Origin of the sequence: Mangrovibacter plantisponsor (genome assembly GCF_003182475.1) — a bacterium.
GTDB classification, from domain to species: Bacteria; Pseudomonadota; Gammaproteobacteria; order Enterobacterales; family Enterobacteriaceae; genus Mangrovibacter; species Mangrovibacter plantisponsor.
In genome coordinates this window covers 240,724-261,985 of record NZ_QGTS01000001.1, presented here as the reverse complement: position 1 = coordinate 261,985, position 21,262 = coordinate 240,724, and the positions used below count along the sequence as shown (strand labels likewise).

At 53.0% G+C, this 21,262-nt stretch carries 22 protein-coding genes; 18 read left to right on the top strand and 4 right to left on the bottom strand.

What is annotated here, in order from left to right; all coding sequences use genetic code 11:
* Nucleotides 1-373: 373 nt before the first annotated feature.
* The 5 genes from cysJ to DES37_RS01255 all read left to right on the top strand — a co-directional run bounded on the left by cysJ (nt 374) and on the right by DES37_RS01255 (nt 6,490).
* Nucleotides 374-2,182: an NADPH-dependent assimilatory sulfite reductase flavoprotein subunit gene (gene cysJ, locus DES37_RS01275; protein WP_110024569.1), complete on the top strand. Its 1,809-nt coding sequence runs from the start codon at nt 374-376 to the stop codon at nt 2,180-2,182.
* The gene (cysI, locus tag DES37_RS01270) at nt 2,182-3,894 is read left to right on the top strand and encodes an assimilatory sulfite reductase (NADPH) hemoprotein subunit (protein ID WP_110024568.1); all 1,713 of its coding nucleotides are present in this window, start codon (nt 2,182-2,184) and stop codon (nt 3,892-3,894) included. The genes cysJ and cysI overlap by 1 nt, the downstream gene beginning before the upstream one ends.
* 13 nt (nt 3,895-3,907) lie before the next feature.
* Nucleotides 3,908-4,642: a phosphoadenosine phosphosulfate reductase gene (gene cysH / locus DES37_RS01265; protein ID WP_036102549.1), complete on the top strand. Its 735-nt coding sequence runs from the start codon at nt 3,908-3,910 to the stop codon at nt 4,640-4,642.
* Nucleotides 4,643-4,905: 263 nt separating this feature from the next.
* On the top strand, nt 4,906-5,685 hold the full coding sequence (locus DES37_RS01260; RefSeq protein WP_245929932.1) for an SDR family NAD(P)-dependent oxidoreductase: 780 nt from the start codon (nt 4,906-4,908) through the stop codon (nt 5,683-5,685).
* Nucleotides 5,686-5,794: 109 nt separating this feature from the next.
* A complete protein-coding gene (locus DES37_RS01255) occupies nt 5,795-6,490 on the top strand; it encodes a FadR/GntR family transcriptional regulator (RefSeq protein ID WP_036102544.1) in 696 nt (231 codons plus the stop codon).
* 53 nt (nt 6,491-6,543) lie between these two features.
* Here DES37_RS01255 and DES37_RS01250 read toward each other — a convergent pair whose 3' ends face one another.
* Together DES37_RS01250 and DES37_RS01245 are read right to left on the bottom strand one after the other, a co-directional pair.
* Nucleotides 6,544-8,649 (bottom strand): heparinase II/III domain-containing protein, encoded by a 2,106-nt coding sequence (locus DES37_RS01250; protein WP_110024566.1) that lies wholly within the window; start codon nt 8,647-8,649, stop codon nt 6,544-6,546.
* Nucleotides 8,650-8,758: 109 nt separating this feature from the next.
* Complete coding sequence (locus DES37_RS01245; RefSeq protein ID WP_110024565.1) at nt 8,759-9,826, bottom strand: aminopeptidase; 1,068 nt, start codon at nt 9,824-9,826, stop codon at nt 8,759-8,761.
* A 442-nt stretch (nt 9,827-10,268) separates the two neighbouring features.
* Here DES37_RS01245 and cysD point away from each other — a divergent pair, with 442 nt between their 5' ends.
* From cysD to DES37_RS01195, 10 genes are all read left to right on the top strand, one after another.
* Nucleotides 10,269-11,177, top strand: coding sequence for a sulfate adenylyltransferase subunit CysD (gene cysD, locus DES37_RS01240; protein ID WP_036102540.1), 909 nt, complete (start codon nt 10,269-10,271; stop codon nt 11,175-11,177).
* A gap of 9 nt (nt 11,178-11,186) precedes the next feature.
* Entirely contained in the window at nt 11,187-12,611 is a 1,425-nt protein-coding gene (gene cysN, locus DES37_RS01235) for a sulfate adenylyltransferase subunit CysN (RefSeq protein ID WP_110024564.1), read from the top strand.
* A complete protein-coding gene (gene cysC, locus DES37_RS01230) occupies nt 12,611-13,216 on the top strand; it encodes an adenylyl-sulfate kinase (protein ID WP_036102534.1) in 606 nt (201 codons plus the stop codon). The genes cysN and cysC overlap by 1 nt, the downstream gene beginning before the upstream one ends.
* Nucleotides 13,217-13,273: 57 nt before the next feature.
* Nucleotides 13,274-13,606: a DUF3561 family protein gene (locus tag DES37_RS01225; RefSeq protein ID WP_110024563.1), complete on the top strand. Its 333-nt coding sequence runs from the start codon at nt 13,274-13,276 to the stop codon at nt 13,604-13,606.
* A gap of 164 nt (nt 13,607-13,770) precedes the next feature.
* Nucleotides 13,771-14,085 carry a cell division protein FtsB gene (gene ftsB, locus DES37_RS01220; protein WP_036102529.1) on the top strand — a complete coding sequence of 105 codons (315 nt, stop codon included), beginning with the start codon at nt 13,771-13,773 and terminating at the stop codon, nt 14,083-14,085.
* Nucleotides 14,086-14,105: 20 nt separating this feature from the next.
* Nucleotides 14,106-14,816: a 2-C-methyl-D-erythritol 4-phosphate cytidylyltransferase gene (gene ispD / locus DES37_RS01215; RefSeq protein ID WP_036102526.1), complete on the top strand. Its 711-nt coding sequence runs from the start codon at nt 14,106-14,108 to the stop codon at nt 14,814-14,816.
* A complete protein-coding gene (gene ispF / locus DES37_RS01210; RefSeq protein WP_110024562.1) occupies nt 14,816-15,295 on the top strand; it encodes a 2-C-methyl-D-erythritol 2,4-cyclodiphosphate synthase in 480 nt (159 codons plus the stop codon). Before ispD ends, ispF begins: the two co-directional genes overlap by 1 nt.
* An 8-nt stretch (nt 15,296-15,303) precedes the next feature.
* Nucleotides 15,304-16,344, top strand: coding sequence for a tRNA pseudouridine(13) synthase TruD (gene truD / locus DES37_RS01205; RefSeq protein WP_110024741.1), 1,041 nt, complete (start codon nt 15,304-15,306; stop codon nt 16,342-16,344).
* Nucleotides 16,325-17,086 carry a 5'/3'-nucleotidase SurE gene (gene surE, locus DES37_RS01200; protein WP_110024561.1) on the top strand — a complete coding sequence of 254 codons (762 nt, stop codon included), beginning with the start codon at nt 16,325-16,327 and terminating at the stop codon, nt 17,084-17,086. Before truD ends, surE begins: the two co-directional genes overlap by 20 nt.
* Nucleotides 17,080-17,706: a protein-L-isoaspartate(D-aspartate) O-methyltransferase gene (locus DES37_RS01195; RefSeq protein ID WP_036102516.1), complete on the top strand. Its 627-nt coding sequence runs from the start codon at nt 17,080-17,082 to the stop codon at nt 17,704-17,706. Before surE ends, DES37_RS01195 begins: the two co-directional genes overlap by 7 nt.
* A 71-nt stretch (nt 17,707-17,777) precedes the next feature.
* On the opposite strand, the gene DES37_RS25820 is transcribed toward DES37_RS01195, so the two are convergent.
* Entirely contained in the window at nt 17,778-17,972 is a 195-nt protein-coding gene (locus tag DES37_RS25820; protein ID WP_369792544.1) for a hypothetical protein, read from the bottom strand.
* On the opposite strand from DES37_RS25820, the gene nlpD reads away from it, so the two are divergent.
* Both nlpD and rpoS read left to right on the top strand, forming a co-directional pair.
* Entirely contained in the window at nt 17,881-18,954 is a 1,074-nt protein-coding gene (nlpD, locus tag DES37_RS01190) for a murein hydrolase activator NlpD (protein WP_245929953.1), read from the top strand. The genes DES37_RS25820 and nlpD overlap by 92 nt on opposite strands.
* Nucleotides 18,955-19,016: 62 nt before the next feature.
* A complete protein-coding gene (gene rpoS / locus DES37_RS01185) occupies nt 19,017-20,009 on the top strand; it encodes an RNA polymerase sigma factor RpoS (RefSeq protein ID WP_036102511.1) in 993 nt (330 codons plus the stop codon).
* Nucleotides 20,010-20,051: 42 nt separating this feature from the next.
* Here rpoS and DES37_RS01180 read toward each other — a convergent pair whose 3' ends face one another.
* Entirely contained in the window at nt 20,052-20,477 is a 426-nt protein-coding gene (locus DES37_RS01180; RefSeq protein WP_110024740.1) for a MarR family winged helix-turn-helix transcriptional regulator, read from the bottom strand.
* 196 nt (nt 20,478-20,673) lie between these two features.
* On the opposite strand from DES37_RS01180, the gene DES37_RS01175 reads away from it, so the two are divergent.
* A complete protein-coding gene (locus tag DES37_RS01175) occupies nt 20,674-21,255 on the top strand; it encodes a non-oxidative hydroxyarylic acid decarboxylases subunit B (RefSeq protein ID WP_110024559.1) in 582 nt (193 codons plus the stop codon).
* Nucleotides 21,256-21,262: the final 7 nt, after the last annotated feature.

Genomic DNA, 21,262 nt, shown 5'->3' with positions numbered 1-21,262 from the left:
AACACCTGCTCCCTGGTTTTGCCTGGTATGCCAGGGCGCTTTATCTTATTTTAATAAATAAAATCAATGTATTAATCTACCGGTTTTACCGTTATTCATTACCTTAAAAAGTGATTAGTCAATTTGGTTATTTATTATTTCTATCACTTATTTAATTGTTATTATGCCCGCCGTTACCCTTATCGACATTGTCTTTATCAATAATGTCATTAATCCGCCCCGGCTCTGCGCGGGTGCATACCTTCGGCAGCTTCACGCTGTGGCACCACGCGGAAAATATGGCGACGGCTTTGAGCCAGTCAGCCTGAGTGATTTGGGGTTATTGACTGTTTATTTAAAACAGCCTCATTGTGCTACTGGAACATAACGACGCATGACAAAACAGGTCCCACCGACAGCGATGCTTCCGCTTAGTCCGGAGCAACTGGCCCGCCTGCAGGCGGCAACGACTGATTTCACCCCAACTCAGCTGGCCTGGTTATCTGGCTACTTCTGGGGCCAGGTTAACCAGACTGGCGCAGCGGGCGCAGTGGCAGCCGCACCGGCGGCGGCAGAAGCGCCTTCTGTGACGGTACTCAGCGCTTCCCAAACCGGGAATGCCCGCCGTATTGCAGAGCAACTGCGTGACGACCTGTTGGCAGAAAATATCAATGTGAAACTGGTCAGTGCGGGCGACTACAAATTCAAACAAATCGCTCAGGAAAAACTCTTACTGGTTGTCACCTCCACTCAGGGTGAGGGCGAACCGCCGGAAGAAGCGGTTGCGCTGCATAAATACTTGTTCTCCAAAAAAGCGCCTAAATTGCCGGAAACGGCCTTTGCGGTGTTGGGCCTTGGCGATACCTCTTATGAGTTCTTTTGCAAGTCCGGAAAAGATTTCGACAGCAAACTGGCCGAGTTGGGTGCAGAGCGCCTGCTTGCACGGGTTGATGCCGATGTTGAATACCAGCCTGCTGCAGAGGCCTGGCGTAAAGAAGTGGTCGCACTGCTGAAAGACCGTGTGCCTGCGTCGAGCGCAACCCCTACAGCTGTACTTGCCAGTGGTGCTGTCAATGAGGTTTACACCAGCCCTTACACTAAAGAAAACCCACTCAGTGCTGCGCTGTCGGTGAACCAAAAAATTACTGGCCGCAATTCAGATAAAGACGTGCGCCACCTGGAAATTGACCTTGGGGAATCTGGCCTGCGTTATCAACCCGGTGATGCACTGGGTGTGTGGTATCAGAATGACCCGGCACTGGTCAAAGAGTTGGTGGAGTTGCTGTGGCTTAAAGGCGATGAGCCGGTCACCGTGGGTGATAAAACCCTGCCTCTGGCCGAAGCTCTGCAGTGGCATTTTGAACTGACTGTCAATACTGCGGCAATTGTTGAGAAATATGCCACCTTAACCCGTAACGACGCTCTGCTGGATAAAGTGGGCGATAAAGCCAGCCTGCAGGCATATGCCGCCAGTACGCCTATTGTGGATATGGTGCGCTTTGCTCCGGCACAGCTTGATGCACAGGCACTGGTAAGCTTACTGCGCCCGCTAACGCCTCGTCTGTACTCTATCGCTTCTTCTCAGGCAGAAGTGGAAAACGAAGTGCATATTACTGTCGGTGTTGTGCGTTATGACATCGAAGGCCGCGAACGTACTGGCGGTGCATCTGGTTTCCTGGCAGACCGCCTTGAAGAAGACGGTGAAGTGCGGGTGTTTATCGAACATAACGATAATTTCCGTCTGCCAGAAGACAGCCAGGCGCCGGTCATTATGATTGGTCCGGGCACGGGGATTGCGCCTTTCCGCGCGTTTATGCAGCAACGTGCTGCGGACGGGGCAGAAGGGAAAAACTGGTTGTTCTTTGGCAACCCGCATTTTACTGAAGATTTCCTGTACCAGGTTGAATGGCAGGCGCTGGTGAAAGAAGGCGTCCTGAATCAGGTAGACCTGGCCTGGTCACGCGACCAGGACCATAAAATTTACGTACAAGATAAACTGCGTGAACAGGGCGCAGAACTGTGGCGCTGGATTAACGAAGGCGCACACATTTATGTCTGTGGCGATGCATCCCGTATGGCGAAGGATGTTGAACAGGCTTTACTGGACGTGATTGCCACTTATGGTGATATGGACACCGAAGCGGCAGACGAATATTTAAGTGAGCTGCGCCTGGCGCGCCGTTATCAGCGAGATGTCTACTAATGAGTGAAAAACATCCTGGACCCCTGGTGGTTGAAGGCAAACTGGCCGATGCAGAACGCCTGAAACTTGACAGCAACTTCCTGCGCGGAACTATTGCTGAAGATTTGAATGATGGCCTGACGGGCGGTTTCCATGGCGACAACTTCCTGCTGATTCGCTTTCACGGCATGTATCAGCAGGATGACCGCGATATCCGTGCTGAGCGTGCTGAACAGAAACTGGAACCACGCCATGCCATGATGCTGCGCTGCCGCCTGCCGGGTGGTGTGATGTCGCCGCAACAGTGGCTGGCAATTGAAGAGTTTGCTGGTGAAGAAACCCTGTATGGCAGTGTTCGCCTCACCAACCGCCAGACATTTCAGTTCCATGGCATCCTGAAAAAAGATCTGAAATCTGCCCACCAGTTATTACATAAAGTTGGCCTGGATTCCCTGGCGACGGCTAACGATGTTAACCGTAATGTGTTGTGTACTTCCAACCCGGTGGAATCGCGCCTGCATGAGCAGGCTTACGCATGGGCGAAGAAAATTTCAGAACACCTGCTGCCGCGCACTCGTGCTTATGCAGAGATCTGGCTGGATCAGGAAAAAGTTGCCACCACAGATGAAGAGCCGATTCTGGGTGCCACTTATCTGCCTCGTAAATTTAAAACCACTGTGGTTGTGCCGCCGCAAAACGATGTCGATCTTCACGCCAACGACATGAACTTTGTCGCCATTGCAGAAAACGGCGAGCTGGTTGGCTTTAACCTGCTGGTGGGTGGTGGCTTGTCTATCGACCACGGTAACAAGAAAACCTACGCGCGCACCGCAAGTGAATTTGGTTTTATTCCGCTGGAACACACTCTGGCGGTGGCAGAAGCCGTGGTTACCACGCAGCGTGACTGGGGTAACCGTACAGACCGTAAAAATGCGAAAACCAAGTACACCCTGGAACGTGTGGGTGTCGATGTATTTAAAGCCGAAGTTGAGCGCCGTGCCGGTATCACATTCGCCCCGATTCGCCCGTATGAATTTACTGGCCGTGGCGACCGTATTGGCTGGGTGAAAGGCATTGACGACAAATGGCACCTGACTCTGTTTATCGAAAATGGTCGCATCCTGGATTATCCTGGTCGCCCACTGAAAACAGGGCTGCGTGAAATTGCCCGTATTCATAAAGGTGACTTCCGCCTGACTGCCAACCAGAACCTGATTGTTGCAGGTGTGCCGGAAAGTGAAAAAGCAGCGATTGAGAAACTGGCGCGTGACCATGGCCTGATGAACAGCGTAACCCCTCAGCGTGAAAACGCGATGGCGTGCGTATCGTTCCCAACCTGCCCACTGGCAATGGCCGAAGCAGAACGCTTCCTGCCGGGCTTTGTGGACCAGGTAGATAACATTATGGCGAAACATGGCATGAGCGATGAGCATATCGTACTGCGTGTAACCGGGTGCCCGAATGGCTGTGGCCGCGCGCTGCTTGCCGAAGTGGGGTTAATTGGTAAAGCACCTGGCCGTTATAACCTGTACATTGGCGGTAACCGTAACGGCACACGTATTCCACGCATGTACCGCGAAAATATCACTGATGCAGAAATCGTCAGCATCATGGATACCCTGGTTGGCCAGTGGGCGGAACAGCGTGAATCTGATGAAGGGTTTGGTGACTTTGCGGTGCGCACCGGTATTGTGCGCCCGGTACTGGACCCGGCCCGGGATTTCTGGGAATAACCTGGAGGCAAATATGGCTACGTTTGACAGAGAAGCATTGAATGCGCTGCCCAAAGCTGAGCGCGTAATGGAGCTGGCTGAAACTAATAATCAACTGGAAAAGCTGACCGCTGAGCAGCGCGTTACCTGGGCGCTGGAAAACCTGAGTGGTGAGTTTGTGCTCTCTTCCAGCTTTGGTATTCAGGCGGCGATGTGTCTGCATCTGGTCACGCAGCAATATCCGGATATCCCGGTTATCCTCACCGATACTGGCTATTTGTTCCCGGAAACCTACCAGTTTATTGATGAGCTGACAGATAAGCTCAAGCTTAACCTGAAAGTGTACCGGGCGGAACAAAGCCCGGCCTGGCAGGAAGCGCGTTACGGTAAATTGTGGGAGCAGGGTGTTGAAGGCATTGAGAAATACAATACTCTCAACAAAGTTGAACCCATGAACCGTGCGCTCAAAGAGCTGAATGCAGGTACCTGGTTTGCCGGGTTGCGCCGTGAGCAGTCTGGCAGCCGTGCCGCTTTGCCGGTGCTGGCTATCCAGCGTGAAGTGTTTAAGATCCTGCCGATAATCGACTGGGATAACCGCCAGGTTTACCAGTACCTGACTGCGCATGGTCTGAAATATCACCCATTGTGGGACCAGGGTTACCTCTCTGTAGGTGATACCCATACCACCCGCAAATGGGAGCCGGGCATGGCAGAAGAAGAAACGCGTTTCTTCGGCCTGAAACGGGAATGTGGCCTGCACGAAGGTTAATCTCTGTAAACCGTTCTGGGGAATTACCCCGGAGCGGTTTTCTCTCTGCTTCAACTTCAATACTCCGCCGACAGCCTGTCCTGCTTTCTTCCTGCGCTCACTTATTCTTCTGGGTTGTTAACTGTTTACTCTTTTGTGCCTCAGCTTTTAATTAGTCATACTAATAAGTGGATGGATGTCACAAATTTGCAGTGAATATGGTTTTATTATCGCAATTCATCGTATGCGCCGTTATAAATAGTATGACTAATTAAAAGGAGAGAATGATGTTTAACGATTTACATGGAAAACGGGTTCTGATTACTGGCAGCACTGCCGGTGTGGGTCTGGCGGCTGCTCAGGCGTTTGCCCGAAGCGGTGCGCAGGTAGGGATTAATGGCCGCCGCCCGCCAGAGGAAATGGCTGAGGTGGTTGCAGCATTGCGGGGACTGGGTGGCGATGCCGCTTATTTTCAGGCGGATTTATGTGACTCTGCCGCCTGCGAAAAACTGGTTGCAGATTTTACGGCACATTTCGGTGGGCTGGATGTGTTAGTCAATAATGCAGGTGGTTTAGGGGGCCGCGCCGGTCTGGAAGCCATTGACGATGCATTCTATGACCATGTAATGGATCTTAATGCCCGCTCTGCATTGATGATGACCAAATACGCTCTGCCATTTTTGCGTGCCAGCGCCAAAGCCTGCGGTAAAACAGCGGCGGTTATCAGTACCGGCTCGATTGCCGGGCGCGAAGGCGGCGGTATCGGCGCAGGTATTTATGCAGCATCCAAGGCCTGGCTGCACGATATACACCGCAACTGGGTCAAAGAATTTACCAAAGACGGTATTCGCTTCAACATTGTATCTCCCGGTACTATTGATACGGCCTTCCATGAAGATAAGCCTCAGGAACTGCGGGATAAAATTGCCGGTTCTATCCCCATGGGGCGCTTTGGCCGCAGCGAGGAAGTCGCACCCAGTTTCCTGTTCCTGGCATCACATGCCTGCAGCGGGTATATCACCGGGCAGATCCTTGATGTGAATGGTGGGCAAATAGCACCATAACGACAAAATGGCTTGCCGGGAAAGGCGCTGAGCACTTACCCGGCAACTGCCCATTTTGCCAGCCCCTGTGCTACACTGCGCCCCTTCCTGAATCAGGTATAAGAGTCAGATGCAATTTACCGCCATAAGCACGACACAACGCGGCCTTGACGGGCTGATCGCACGAGATATCGCCCGCCGGATCCTGTCTGGCGAATTACCTCCCGGTACGATTTTACCCAGTGAAGTTGAGCTGGGCGAACAACTGGGTGTCAGCCGCACTGCGCTGCGGGAAGCGTTAAAACAACTCACTTCAAAGGGCCTGATTGAATCGCGCCCCAAAACCGGGACACGGGTACGTCCCAGAACCAGCTGGAATATTCTTGATGCACAACTACTGGACTGGATGTCGGGTATGGAAGGCACACTGGAAATGTACCACCAGTTCCTGGATTTCCGCCGGGTGATTGAACCCCATGCCACCAGGCTTGCTGCGGAAAATGCCACTACTGAACAGCGTATTGAGTTGTCCCGTGTTTATGATGAACTCTGCCAGCGTGCCCGTGATTTTACCCCGGAAGAGTGGGTGGAAGTGGACACGCGTTTTCACAGCCTGATTTTCCAGGCATCCGGTAACTGTTTTTATCTGCCGTTCGGAAACTTGCTGACTACGGTATTTAAATGGTTTATCAGCCATTCTTCCCGGGATGGTGGCATGTGCCTTGCTGAACATCACCAGATTTATAAAGCGATTATGATGGCAGATGGCGAAGCCGCGTATCAGGCTTCACTCGCGCTGATGAATGCGAAAAAGCACCGCCTGTAACGGGAAGTGAACCGGTGCCCGGGGGGGGGGGCCGGAACCGGTTCACCAGGTTTTCAGCCTGCCAGCAGTTGGGCATCAAACCCGCCGGAGCCTGGCCGGTTGTCTACCGTCACCAGGGCAGAACTGCCGTCAGTAAAGGTTACCTGCAACTGGGTACGACGGGCGCTGTCTTCACAGATATCAACCCGGCAGACTTTCCCCCGGGCATCCACCGAATATTCGCTCGCTTCATCAAACTCACCGTGGCTTTCCAGCACTGTGGCAAACAGTGTATTGCTGGCATGGGTGCGCCAAATCCAGCACGGCTCTGAACGCAGGTTATTATCCGGGTCACTGGCACCTGTCCGGGCGACTATCAGCTCGCCACCCGCTGGCATGGCCGTGGTGGCGGTGTAGTAGGTGCCGCCATCCAGCCAGCTAACCTGGCTATGTTCCCCGGCAGGAATTACTCCTCTGGCGCAGTCCCACAAATGCTGGTAGCCGTGTTCGTTACCCAGTGGTGCCAGTTGTGGCTTACTTTGCAGAGTAATGTTGCTGGCAATACGCTGCCCGTTAAGATGCAGGCAGTAATCATACTGGTGTGGTGTCGGGCTTTGCAGGCGAAACAGGTCTACCAGCACCGGGCGGGGGCAGGCGGGCAGGGTGAGTAGCAACACCGTGCGCTGTTGGGTTACATCCGGCCAGTAGTGCCGGGCAATGGCGCTCATGCCCGAACCGAGCGCATGGTTATCCTGGTAGAAGTGGGTCTCCCCGTGGTCGCCTGTTGCCAGTGTTTTCTTGCCCTTGTGCTGGCAGCCACCGTCAACCGTCACGGTATTGTGGGCCACAGTTTGTTTGCAATAGCTGCTGTTTTCCGGAATATACCGCCCGCCAAACTTAGGTTCGACATTCACCCAGCGCCCGAAACCATAATCCTGCAGCACTTCCTTGCCCCGGTTAAACAGGCTCAGGTGCAGGCCGTCAAAATGCCCGTGGTTCAGGGCACTGTGCATGCCGGGAATGTCGCCATGTCCACCCCACCACAACATAGCCATGGTCTGGTCGCCTTGAGAGCACGCCTTGCGTAACACACCCACGCCGCCTTTATCCCCCTGTGGGCCATCCCGCCATATGCCGCCAGGCCAGGTGGGGTATGGCCCGGTTGGTTGTTCACGGTCCAGCAACAGGGCACCAGCACAAGGCCAGAGTTTACCCTGCCAGGCGGCAAGTGCCGCTAACCTGGCATCTGGCCCATAATGCTGGCGGCACAGGCTTACCGCTAACACTGCGCCTTCATCTTTCAGGCTCATGGTTTTGGATGCGTCATTGAGTGCGGGGAGCGTGCCATTCGGGAAGGCCAGGGCAAACAGGGCATAGCAGGCAGCTTTAATGCGCTCCCCGGCAAATTGCCAAATATTCAGCTCAGGCTGAAAACGGGAAATCGCCTGAGCAAACATCAGCAGTGGCCGTAAAGCAAAACGCTGGTAGTACAGCCCTTCAACGTAAAACCCGTCGCAGGAAAAAAGCTGGCTGATTTGTGCCAGAAACCCGCCGCTCTGGCTGTCGCCCTTAAGGCCATAGAGCGCGGCATCCACCAGTGACTGATCATTCAGGGCATACCCACAGATCCCTACGGCAGCAACCGACCAGATGCCATGGTTATGAACAATATCAAATGTGGCCGCGTGGGTTTCCATGGCCTCGGTTGCCATCAGCCGTAACAAATTGTTTTCGATGTGTTCCCGGGTTGGTGCCGCAGTGCTTTCGCGCACACAAGACCAGGCATGTGCGGCATAGAGCAAAAACATATCTTCGTTCAGCGTTTGGTGAAACAGCCGCCCTGGGGGATTGGTATCTTTACTGGTGGCATTACCAAGGTGGGGATAAATATCGGCGTAGCCCGACAGCACCGCAATGATTTTATCGCGCCACACCGGGTCCTGGGTGAATTGCCATAACCAGCCTGCCAGGTGCAGCATCTGGTAATGGGTTTTGTGCTGAAGATGCTCAGGGCCACCGCCTTCGCCATGGCCGGGGATAACCACGGGTGCCGCCAGCCAGGCCGCTGCCTGCGCCTGGTATTGGCGCAACGTTTTCCCCAGCAGCGAGTCTAGTGCGAGCGCATCCCTGCATTTGGCTATGTCATGCGAATCAATAAATAATGCGCGTTCACAGGTCATAAAACGATTCCTTTTGTTTAATAGTATGACTATTAAAAAAGGCTTATGACCTGTTTGTCTATTTTAATTACCAGTTTTGCGCCATTTTTTCAGTTATTCGCAGCCCTTCTCACACTTTTACCTTTTTATTAGTATTACTAATGTGCGGGTTTGCCAGATCTTCTACCAGTGGCAGCATCACTTTCATCACTGCTCGTGTGCGCTTTTCAACCTGGCCGGGTAGCCAGTGGTCCAGGTACTGTTGGTTATCCCGGGTAATATCGTGGCGGCTGGTTCCCGCCGGGAATGCTTTGCTCCGGGGGCGTTGCTGTTTCCCGTCGTGCTGGCCGAGCGACCAGTCCGTTGCTTCAACGGCCAGTACAGGAATACCTGCTTTATCAAAGACACTGGCATCATGCGCCGGTCCGGTGCCTTCAGGCCATGCGGAAGAAAGGCCGGGGCTGGTTAATGCACGAATACCAAGCTGGCGGGCCAGGCTAAGTGCCCGGTCACGGGTGAGTTTACGCACGGCAACCGGCGTGTTCTTCCCACTGTTGAAGTAGATATGTTCACCCACAATCAGGTTACTGAGATTAATCACTAACAGCGTGTTGCGCTTTTCTTTGGCGCTCATGCGTGACAGGTAATCTTCTGCCCCCGAATGGCTGGTGTATTCACCACTGGTGGCGATAAAGCGCAGCGTATAGCGGGTCTTTACATGCTGTAAACGTTGAGCCAGCTCCAGCATTACACCCAGTCCGGAAGCATTATCATCCATTCCCTGCAAGGTGAGCCCACCCAGGTTATTGTCGCTGTCACTGTCGCTGTGTGGGGCATAGGTGTCCAGGTGCGCCATAATAATTATCTGCTCGGGCTGTTCGCCTTCCCGGGCGGCAATCACCGTACTGCCCGTGACATTTTGCCAGGTCTTATTCCCTTCTTTGCTGGTGTAGGTATAACGGCTATGGAACTGGCGAACATTGCTCTCGTAGCCCCATTGCTGAAATTGTTGTTGCAGGTACTCCGCCGAAAGCATTTCAGCCGGGGAGCCGGTCATACGGCCAGGGAAAACGGTAGCGAGGTGGCGGGCTTGCAAACTGGCGGTTTCACCCAGAGCAGGCTCTTTGGCGAAGACGGCAAACGAGCAGCATACGCCCAGGGCGATAACTATCGCTGAATGGCGCAATGCGGAAAGCATAATGGTTCCTTTATCCTGTTCAATTTAACTTACATACAATTGGCGAAGATAGTATGGAACTGTTGGTGACAGGTGACAATTTCATTTGTGCTGAAAAGCGCTGAAACCTTTTTTTGAGCACTTTTTGTTGTGATTTCGTGGCGGCGTTATTCCATTGTGGAACTACTCATTCCAATTCGTCATTTCATTCATTTTTAGCAGACCCCTATAGTCCTTCTATCACCCGGCTGTATTGGCGTTTGACGTTTGCGGAATCTTCCTGCCCCTGGTGGCTGGTGCACCCAGGCCCACCATCACGTTCTGACCCTGTATACAGCTTAGCGGTATAAAACTCGCGCTCCCGGAAACACAGCCTGTCGGGCGCATTTTTGCATTCACCTGGCAACACAATACAGACGAAAGCCCCTGTACTTTCGCCTTGAATCTGTCTTAAGGAAGGGTTATGGACCAAAAACGACTTACCCATTTGCGGTTACTGGAAGCGGAAAGCATCCATATTATCCGTGAAGTGGCTGCTGAATTCGCCAATCCGGTCATGCTGTATTCTATCGGTAAGGATTCATCGGTGATGCTGCACCTGGCTCGTAAGGCGTTCTTCCCGGGAACCCTGCCGTTTCCTCTGCTGCATGTTGATACTGGCTGGAAATTCCGCGAAATGTATGAGTTCCGCGATCGCACAGCAAAAGAATATGGTTTTGAATTGCTGGTGCACCGTAACCCGGAAGGCCTGGCAATGGGCATCAACCCCTTTGTTCACGGTAGTGCCAAACATACCGATATCATGAAAACCGAAGGTCTGAAGCAGGCACTGAATAAATACGGTTTTGACGCCGCTTTTGGTGGCGCACGCCGCGACGAAGAAAAGTCCCGCGCTAAAGAGCGTATCTACTCTTTCCGTGACCGTTTCCACCGTTGGGACCCGAAAAACCAGCGCCCGGAATTGTGGCATAACTACAATGGCCAGGTTAACAAAGGTGAAAGCATTCGTGTGTTCCCATTGTCTAACTGGACTGAGCTGGATATCTGGCAGTATATCTACCTGGAAAATATTGAAATTGTTCCGCTCTACCTGGCGGCAGAACGCCCGGTACTGGAGCGTGACGGCATGTTGATGATGATTGACGATGACCGGATTGATTTGCAGCCGGGTGAAGTTATCAAACAGCGGATGGTGCGGTTCCGTACTCTCGGATGCTGGCCTCTGACAGGCGCGGTTGACTCAACGGCTGCCACACTGCCTGAAATTATCGAAGAAATGCTGGTGTCCACCACCAGTGAACGGCAGGGGCGTGTAATTGACCGCGACCAGGCGGGCTCTATGGAGCTCAAAAAACGTCAGGGTTATTTCTAAGGAGTCATGATGAATACTACGATTGCCCGCCAGATTGCAGACCAGGGCGGTGTTGAAGCTTACCTGCAGGCCCAGCAACACAAAAGCCTGCTGCGTTTCTTAACCTGCGGCAGTGTTGATGATGGCAAAAGCACTCTGATTGGCCGCTTGCTGCACGACACTCGTCAGATTTATGAAGACCAGTTGTCTTCCTTGCATAACGACAGCAAACGCCATGGCACTCAGGGCGAAAAACTGGATCTCGCACTGCTGGTGGATGGTTTACAGGCTGAGCGTGAGCAGGGCATCACCATTGATGTGGCTTACCGTTATTTCTCGACGGAAAAACGTAAGTTTATTATTGCCGACACCCCGGGGCACGAGCAGTACACCCGCAATATGGCGACTGGCGCATCGACATGTGACCTGGCGATTTTGCTGATAGACGCCCGTAAAGGTGTGCTGGACCAGACGCGTCGCCACAGTTTTATTTCCACTTTGCTGGGGATTCGCCACCTGATTGTCGCCGTCAACAAAATGGATTTGATGGAATACAGCGAAGCAACTTTTGAGTCCATCCGCCAGTCTTACCTGGATTTTGCAGCACAGTTACCGGGTGAACTGGATATTCGCTTTGTACCGCTGTCTGCGCTGGAAGGCGACAACGTGGCATCACAAAGCAGCAAAATGCCATGGTACACGGGCCCTACTTTGCTCGAAGTACTGGAAACAGTCGAAATTAAACGTGTTGTGGACAGCCAGCCAATGCGCTTCCCGGTACAGTATGTGAACCGCCCGAATCTGGATTTCCGTGGCTATGCAGGCACCCTGGCATCAGGCACGCTGCGCCCTGGCACCCGTGTCAAAGTGTTACCTTCGGGTGTTGAGTCTACCGTCAGCCGTATTGTGACCTTTGATGGCGACCTGGATGAAGCCATTGCCGGTGAAGCGATTACTCTGGTGCTGGAAGATGAAATTGACATCAGCCGTGGCGATTTACTGGTGGAAGCCGATACCGTGCTGCCTTCGGTACAGCGTGCCAGCCTTAATGTAGTGTGGATGGCGGAACAGCCACTGGAAGTGGGTAACAGCTACGATGTGAAAATCGCTGGCAAGAAAACCCGTGCGCGTATCGACAAAATTGATTACCAGGTGGATATCAATAACCTCAGCCATCGCGAAGTTGCCAGCCTGCCGCTGAATGGCATTGGTCTGGTTGAAGTCACCTTTGATGAGCCACTGGTGCTGGACAGCTACCAGCAAAACCCGGTAACTGGCGGGATGATATTTATTGATCGCCTGAGCAATGTCACTGTGGGCGCCGGGCTGGTGGTGGAAACCCTGGGCCAGCAGGCTGTGCCATCCGAATACAGTGCCTTTGAACTGGAACTGAATGCTTTGGTTCGCCGCCATTTCCCTCACTGGGGCGCGCGTGATTTGTTGGGAGGCAAGTAATGGCCGACCATGACGAAAACGTCGTCTGGCACAGCCACGTTGTTACGCGTGAGCAACGGGAACAACACCACGGCCACCGTGGTGTTGTGCTGTGGTTTACAGGCCTGTCTGGCTCGGGCAAATCCACAGTTGCAGGCGCACTGGAAGTGGCACTGAGCAAGCTCGGCGTCAGTACCTATTTGCTGGATGGTGACAATGTGCGCCATGGCTTGTGCAGCGACTTAGGGTTTAGCGATGCAGACCGCAAAGAAAACATCCGCAGAGTGGGTGAAGTTGCCCGGCTGATGGTAGACGCCGGTTTGGTTGTGCTGACGGCATTTATATCCCCACATCGCAGCGAACGGGCGATGGTGCGCGAGCGCCTGGGGGAAGGGCGGTTTATTGAAGTATTTGTTGATACCCCGCTTGAGGTGTGTGAAACCCGCGACCCGAAAGGGTTATATAAAAAAGCGCGTGCGGGGGAACTGCGTAATTTCACCGGAATTGATGCAGTATATGAGCCACCTGAAACCCCGGAAATCCACCTCGACGGTCAACAATTGGTAACAAATTTGACAGCCCAATTATTAGATCTGTTGCGCAGGGAAGATATTATCAAATCCTGAGACCATGCCGGATAAAACCCGCTGGGGTATCCGGCAAGGCATAAGACAGGATAGGTTATGCGCAACACGACTCAATTAATTGTTTCCCGGGCAGATACGGTTCCTCCGCCTGCCAGCAATACGGAAAGTACCTGGTCACTTCCCGGTGGTATCATCGGTTTTGTGGCCTGGTTACTGGCGCTCGCCGTTCCTTTTTTGCTTTATGGCTCTAACACGCTGTTTTTCTTCCTGTATACCTGGCCCTTCTTTTTGGCTCTGATGCCTGTCGCCATTGTAGTCGGTATTGCGGTTCACTCACTGCTGAATGGCCGGCTTTGGCTCAGTTGCCCAATCACCTGCCTTGTTGTTATGGTTATGTTCGGCTGTTTATTTATGTGGCTGCTGGGCTAATCTGAGAGAGTGTGTAATGAGGAATGGCGCATCCCGGGTGGTTTTGTGGTAAATTCTGCCGCCTGCGTCGGCAATAACTCGTATTCCCTGCTCTACAGGCTGGACACACGGTGGTGTCTGTCGGCAAGTTGTGGGATGATGTTTGCCGTTTTTCAGGGGGCGGAATGGGTAAACTAACGCTGCTATTATTGGCTTTGCTGGTCTGGCTACAGTATTCACTGTGGTTCGGAAAAAATGGTGTGCACGATTATTCGCGTGTAAAAAGCGATGTCGAGGTGCAACAGGCCACTAATGCCAAACTGAAATCAAGAAACGACCAGTTGTTTGCTGAAATAGACGATTTAAACGGCGGGCAGGAAGCGATTGAAGAGCGTGCCCGCAACGAGCTGAGCATGATTAAACCCGGCGAAACATTTTACCGCCTGGTTCCGGATGCGTCTAAACGTAACGGGAACATGTCACGACCAAATAATCAATAACCACTCAGGTTCTACTACACATGGCAGTTTCCTTCCCGGATGTCATTGCCGTGGTGCCGGCTGCGGGTATCGGCAGCCGGATGCAGGCAGAATGTCCCAAACAATACCTTCGTATCGGCCACAAGACGATTCTGGAGCACGCTGTTGACTGCGTGTTACAGCACCCCTGGGTCTCAAAAGCCATTATCGCTATCAGCCCCGCAGACCAGTGGTTTAAACATTTGCCCCTTGCCAGCCACCCGCAAATCGAAGTGGTTTGTGGCGGCGGCCAGCGAGCTGATTCAGTGCTGGCAGGGTTGAATGCCGCCGGGAATGCTGGCTGGGCACTGGTGCATGACGCCGCGCGCCCTTGTCTTCACCCCGATGATCTTAACCGCTTACTGGCTCTGACACAGACCAGCCAGGTAGGTGGTATTCTGGCGGCTCCGGTGCGCGATACCATGAAACGCGCAGAACCCGGGCAGCAGGTCATTGCACATACTGTTGAGCGCCAGGCGCTCTGGCATGCGCTCACACCCCAACTTTTCCCTCTTGAGCTGTTACGCAATAGTCTGCAGCGCGCCCTGCGAGAAGGGGCGGCTATCACTGACGAAGCCTCTGCGCTGGAATATTGCGGTTACCATCCTGAACTGGTGGATGGCCGGGCTGATAACATCAAAGTTACCCGCCCGGAAGACCTCAGCCTGGCAGCTTTTTATCTATCTCGCTTAACCCCTACGGAGAATACCTGATGCGGATTGGACACGGCTTTGACGTGCACGCGTTCGGCGGCGAAGGCCCAATTATTATTGGCGGCGTTCGCATTCCCTATGAAAAAGGTTTACTGGCGCATTCCGACGGCGACGTGGCATTACACGCGCTGACGGATGCCCTGCTTGGTGCGGCTGCACTGGGTGATATCGGCAAATTATTCCCCGACACCGACCCGGCATTTAAAGGTGCAGACAGCCGCGCACTGTTGCGTGAAGCCTGGCGGCGTATTCAGGCCAAAGGCTTTGCTTTAGGTAATGTGGATATCACTTTGATAGCGCAGGCCCCCAAAATGGCTCCCCATATTCCACAAATGCGGGTGTTTATTGCGGAAGACCTGGAGTGCCACATGGATGACGTTAACGTGAAAGCCACCACCACAGAAAAACTGGGTTTTACTGGCCGTGGTGAAGGCATTGCCTGTGAAGCGGTGGCATTGTTAATCAGGGCAGAAAAATGAGTGAGATAATGGCTCCACTGTGCTGGCGTTATGGTGAACCTGCGGGCAGCGGTACGTTAAAAGCCAGCCCGGAAGACTTCGTGGTTATTGAAGACCTGGGGTTTGCGCCAGATGGCGACGGCGAACACCTGTTATTGCGTATTCGCAAAGAGGGCTGCAATACGCGCTTTGTTGCGGATGCACTGGCTAAATTCCTCAAAGTACATGGGCGTGAAGTGAGTTTTGCCGGGCAAAAGGATAAGCATGCTGTTGCAGAGCAGTGGTTCTGCGTCCGTCTGCCAGGCAAAACGATGCCGGATTTGCGCGCCTTTGAGCTGGAAGGGTGTACGGTGCTCGAAGCCAGCCGCCACCGCCGTAAACTGCGCACCGGTTATCTCAAAGGTAATCACTTCCGGGTAGTATTGCGAAATGTTACTAATCGTGAGGATGTCGAAACACGCCTGCAGGCCATTCAGCAAACCGGTGTGCCTAATTACTTCGGCACTCAGCGTTTTGGCATTAATGGCAGCAACCTGGAAATGGCACGCCGCTGGTTCAGCCAGCAAACTCCACCCCGTGACCGAAATAAACGCAGTTTTGCCTTGTCAGCAGCCCGCAGTGCGTTATTTAATCAGGTAGCCAGCGAACGTCTGAAAAAACCAGAATTTAATCAGGTTGTTGAAGGAGACGCGCTACAATTAGCGGGGAGCGGAAGCTGGTTTGTGGCTACGGCGGAAGAGTTACCAGCTTTACAGCAGCGGGTGAATGATGGCGACTTGTGGATTACCGCCACCTTGCCTGGCCGTGGGGACTGGGGCACGCAGGGGAGTGCGCTGGCGGCGGAACAGGCTGCAATTGCCTGTGAGCCGGATTTACAGGCGCTGTTAGTTCAGGAGCGTGTTGATGCCGCCCGCCGTGCTATTTTACTGTTTCCTAAAGAATTACACTGGGACTGGTGGGATGAGGTCACTGTCGCCCTGACTTTCTGGCTCCCTGCCGGAAGTTTTGCCACCAGTGTTGTAAGGGAACTGATTAACCAACCTGATGACTATGCGCATATTGCTGAGTAATGACGATGGCGTTCACGCGCCGGGGATCCAGACACTGGCTAAAGCACTACGGGAATTTGCCACTGTTCAGGTTGTTGCTCCTGACCGCAACCGGAGTGGGGCGTCCAACTCTCTCACTCTGGAAACCCCACTCCGGGCGCTGAATTTACCTGGTGGTGACATTGCTGTACAAATGGGCACACCAACTGACTGTGTTTATCTGGGGGTGAATGCGCTGATGCGCCCACGCCCGGATATCGTGGTTTCCGGCATTAACGCGGGGCCGAACCTGGGCGATGATGTCATTTATTCGGGGACGGTTGCGGCTGCTATGGAAGGGCGCCATTTAGGGTTCCCGGCACTGGCTGTTTCGCTCAATGGGCTGACTCATTACGAAACGGCAGCAAAAGTCACCTGCGCGATTCTGCGCGCGTTGACACAAGAACCGCTGCGCACCAGCCGGATCCTGAATATTAATGTGCCTGACTTACCCATTGAACAGATAAAAGGTATACGTATTACCCGTTGTGGTAGCCGCCATCCGGCAGACCAGGTCATTGCTCAGCAAGACCCGCGTGGTAACCCGGTTTACTGGATTGGGCCGCCGGGAGAAAAATGCGATGCCGGGCCGGATACTGATTTCGCGGCTGTGGATGCAGGCTACGTTTCTGTCACGCCGTTACAGGTGGATTTAACGGCTTACAACGCGCATGATGTTGTTTCCGGGTGGTTATCCCGGGCAGGAGTGGAGAACCAATGGTAAGCAATCGCGTACAAACTCTTCTTAAGCAGTTGCGTATGCAGGGTATCAGCGATGAGCATGTGCTCGACGCTATAGCCAGTGTACCCAGGGAGAAATTTGTCGATGAAGCGTTTGAACACAAAGCCTGGGAGAACGTTGCTTTACCTATTGGTTCCGGTCAGACTATTTCGCAACCTTATATGGTTGCCCGCATGACAGAGTTGCTGGAGCTGTCGCCAGAGTCCCGCGTGCTGGAAGTGGGAACAGGCTCCGGGTATCAAACAGCTATTCTGGCGCATCTGGTGCAGCATGTTTGTTCCGTTGAGCGCATTAAAAGCTTACAGTGGCATGCCAGGCGTCGCCTGAAACAACTTGATTTACATAATGTTTCAACACGACATGGCGATGGCTGGCAGGGTTGGCGTGCACGAGCACCTTTTGATGCCATCATCGTGACCGCCGCGCCACCAGAAATACCTGTTGCGTTGCTTTCCCAGTTAGATGAAGGTGGCGTACTGGTTTTGCCGGTAGGCGATGAACAACAACTGCTTAAGCGGGTTCGTCGCCGGGGTGCAGATTTTGTTATCGAAACAATAGAAGCAGTACGCTTTGTACCGCTGGTAAAAGGCGAACTGTCCTGAATCCAGATTTTTCCCCGTATTTTTTGCGCGGGGCGGGCGTATTGTAAGGCAGGCCGAAGTGTGGATGACCTCTACGGCTCTGATTTGACTGTTTTCTTATTTCTTGGGGGATAAATGAGCGCGGGAAGCCCACATTTCACCTTACGCCGTGTTGCGGCGCTTTCACTGGTAAGCCTGTGGCTTGCCGGTTGTTCCAGTAACCATAACAGCCAGGCTCCGATCAGTTCCGTTAATGGCGGTGGTTCGTCATCTGCGGCCAGTACCAATAGCGGGATGTTAATTACACCAAACACATCTGCGCCGGTTCAGAGACCGCAAATACAACCTGTACACCCGGTACAAACAACCCAGACGCAAACCGTTGCAGTACAGCAACCACCATCACAGCCTGTGCGCACAGTGAATGGCAAAATTGTTTATGAACGCCATTATGATTCTATTCCTAAAGGCAGTTATTCCGGGCAGACCTATACCGTTAAACGCGGCGATACGCTGTTCTATATTGCCTGGCTGACCGGTAACGATTTCCGGGATCTGGCCCAGCGTAATAATATTTCGGCACCCTACGGTTTGAATGTCGGGCAAACGCTGCAAGTGGGCAATGGTTCAGGCGCGCCAATCACCGGCGGCAATGCGATTACGACCGCCGATGCAAGCGCTCAGGGGCTGGTAACTAAACCTGCACAAAATTCAGGCGCAGTGGTTGCAACGCAACCAACAATTACGTATTCTGAAACTTCAGGTGAACAAAGTGCTAACAAGATGTTGCCTGGTAACCGCCCGTCAGCTGGCGCAGTAGCAGCCACGACGACGACTACCGCACCGGTTGTTAGCACGCCCGAGCCGACTGTCAGCAGTACGTCAAGCAGTTCGCCGATTTCATCATGGCGCTGGCCGACTGATGGCAAGATTATCGAAAACTTTTCTGCTGCCGATGGCGGTAATAAAGGTATTGATATTGCAGGTTCGCGTGGCCAGGCTATCTTTGCAACCGCCCCTGGGCGAGTTGTCTATGCCGGTAACGCACTGCGCGGCTACGGGAATCTTATCATTATAAAACATAACGATGATTACCTGAGTGCCTACGCTCATAACGATACTATGCTGGTTCGGGAGCAACAAGAAGTCAAAGCGGGGCAGAAAATAGCTACTATGGGTAGCACCGGAACCAGTTCTACACGTTTGCATTTTGAAATTCGTTACAAGGGGAAATCCGTCAACCCGCTGCGTTATTTACCGCAGCGATAAACCGGCAAAGTACGTTGTAACAGGTGCTTTGCCCAGGGATCACGGGTAGGAGGCACCTTAAGATGAGTCAGAATACGCTGAAGGTTCATGAAGTAAGTGAAGATGCGGAATTTGATGAGAATGGAGCAGAGTCCTTTGACGAAAAGGCCTTTGTGGAAGAGGAACCCGGTGATACAGAGCTGGCAGAGGAAGAGTTGCTGTCGCAAGGTGCCACTCAACGTGTGCTCGATGCAACGCAACTCTATCTTGGTGAGATTGGTTACTCACCACTGCTGACTGCTGAAGAAGAAGTACACTTCGCACGCCGGGCATTGCGTGGTGATGTGGCTTCACGCCGTCGGATGATCGAAAGTAACCTTCGTCTGGTGGTGAAAATAGCGCGGCGTTATGGTAACCGTGGTCTGGCATTGCTGGATCTCATTGAGGAAGGAAACCTCGGCCTGATCCGCGCTGTTGAGAAATTCGATCCGGAAAGAGGGTTCCGTTTCTCAACCTATGCAACCTGGTGGATCCGTCAAACTATCGAGCGTGCGATCATGAATCAAACGCGTACGATCCGTTTGCCAATCCATATTGTTAAAGAGCTGAACGTCTATTTGCGCACAGCCCGTGAACTTTCTCACAAGCTGGATCATGAGCCCAGCGCAGAAGAAATAGCGGAACAACTGGATAAACCGGTAGATGACGTCAGCCGTATGTTGCGGCTCAACGAACGCATCACCTCAGTGGATACCCCATTGGGTGGTGATTCGGAAAAAGCGTTGCTTGATATCCTGGCCGATGAAAAAGACAACGGCCCGGAAGACACCACACAAGATGATGATATGAAACACAGCATCGTGAAGTGGTTGTTTGAGCTCAATGCGAAGCAACGTGAAGTGCTGGCACGCCGTTTTGGTTTGCTGGGCTATGAAGCCGCCACACTGGAAGATGTTGGCCATGAAATTGGTTTGACACGCGAACGTGTTCGCCAGATTCAGGTTGAAGGCCTGCGTCGCCTCAGAGAGATCCTGCAAACACAGGGTTTGAATATTGAGGCACTGTTCCAGGAATAATACCTTTTCCGCCGAACAAGCCAGTCGTATGACTGGCTTTTTTTATGCCTGGGTGTTGCCGTCCGGCTCCAGCATTTTTTCAATCATTGCGTTAAATGCCTGCTGCTCTTGCGGGCTTAACCGGGTTAAAAACGCCTGGTCCACCGTCGTTGCCCTGGACTGGCTGAGGGTGAGTAGTGCCTGCCCGTCGGGTGTCAGTGAAACAAACCGCCGCCGTTTATCTGCCGGGTCGCAGGCCCGGCTGACCCAGCCTTTTTTCTCCATCCTGCTCAGCATTTCCGCCAGTGTCGCCTTGGTACACACTGCCGCTTCAGTCAGGCGCACCTGTTCAATGCCCGGGTGCTCGGCGACCGCACGTAACACCGAATACTGCGGCTTGGTCAGTTCGGGAAAAGTGTGTTGCCACTTTGCAGTATGCTGCTGAAATAAAAGGCGTAAAAGGTGAAACGTTTCCTGGTGTAAATGCATCCTGAACCCATTTGGCATGAAGGTAAAAGCATCAGCCAGTATCATACCTTGTAATTCTTGCCAGCTCATCGCTTTCCTGGTTATTAGCAAAGCGTGCTGTTTTAACGCGCGGCAGTGACTTTTCCTTGCGTAAATTCCACTCGATCCTTAATGTTATTTATAATGTTCGTGTACGAACAAATTAACCGGAGGATGTGTGAGACTCATTGTTGGAATGACTGGCGCGACAGGCGCTCCGTTGGGAGTAGCGCTGCTACAGGCACTACATAAACTGCCGGAGGTGGAAACACACCTGGTCATGTCTAAGTGGGCCAAAACAACTATTGAACTGGAAACCCCTTACCAGGTGGCTGAAATACAGTCACTGGCTGATGTGGTTCACAGCCCGGCTAATCAGGGAGCAACCATCTCGTCGGGGTCTTTTAAAACCGATGGCATGGTTATTATTCCCTGCAGCATGAAAACCCTGGCGGGGATCCGCGCGGGTTACGCAGAAGGTCTGGTTGGGCGCGCGGCTGATGTCATCATCAAAGAAGGGCGCAAACTGGTGCTGGTCCCACGTGAAACCCCATTAAGCCCAATTCACCTGGAAAACATGCTGGCGTTATCCCGACTTGGCGTTGCCATGGTGCCGCCTATGCCCGCGTACTACAACCACCCCGAAACCATTGACGATGTAACCCACCATGTGGTGGCCCGGGTACTGGATCAGTTTGGCCTGGAATCCCCTTTTGCACGCCGCTGGGAAGGATTGAGCGACGGAAAAAAACAGTCTTAATTTCATT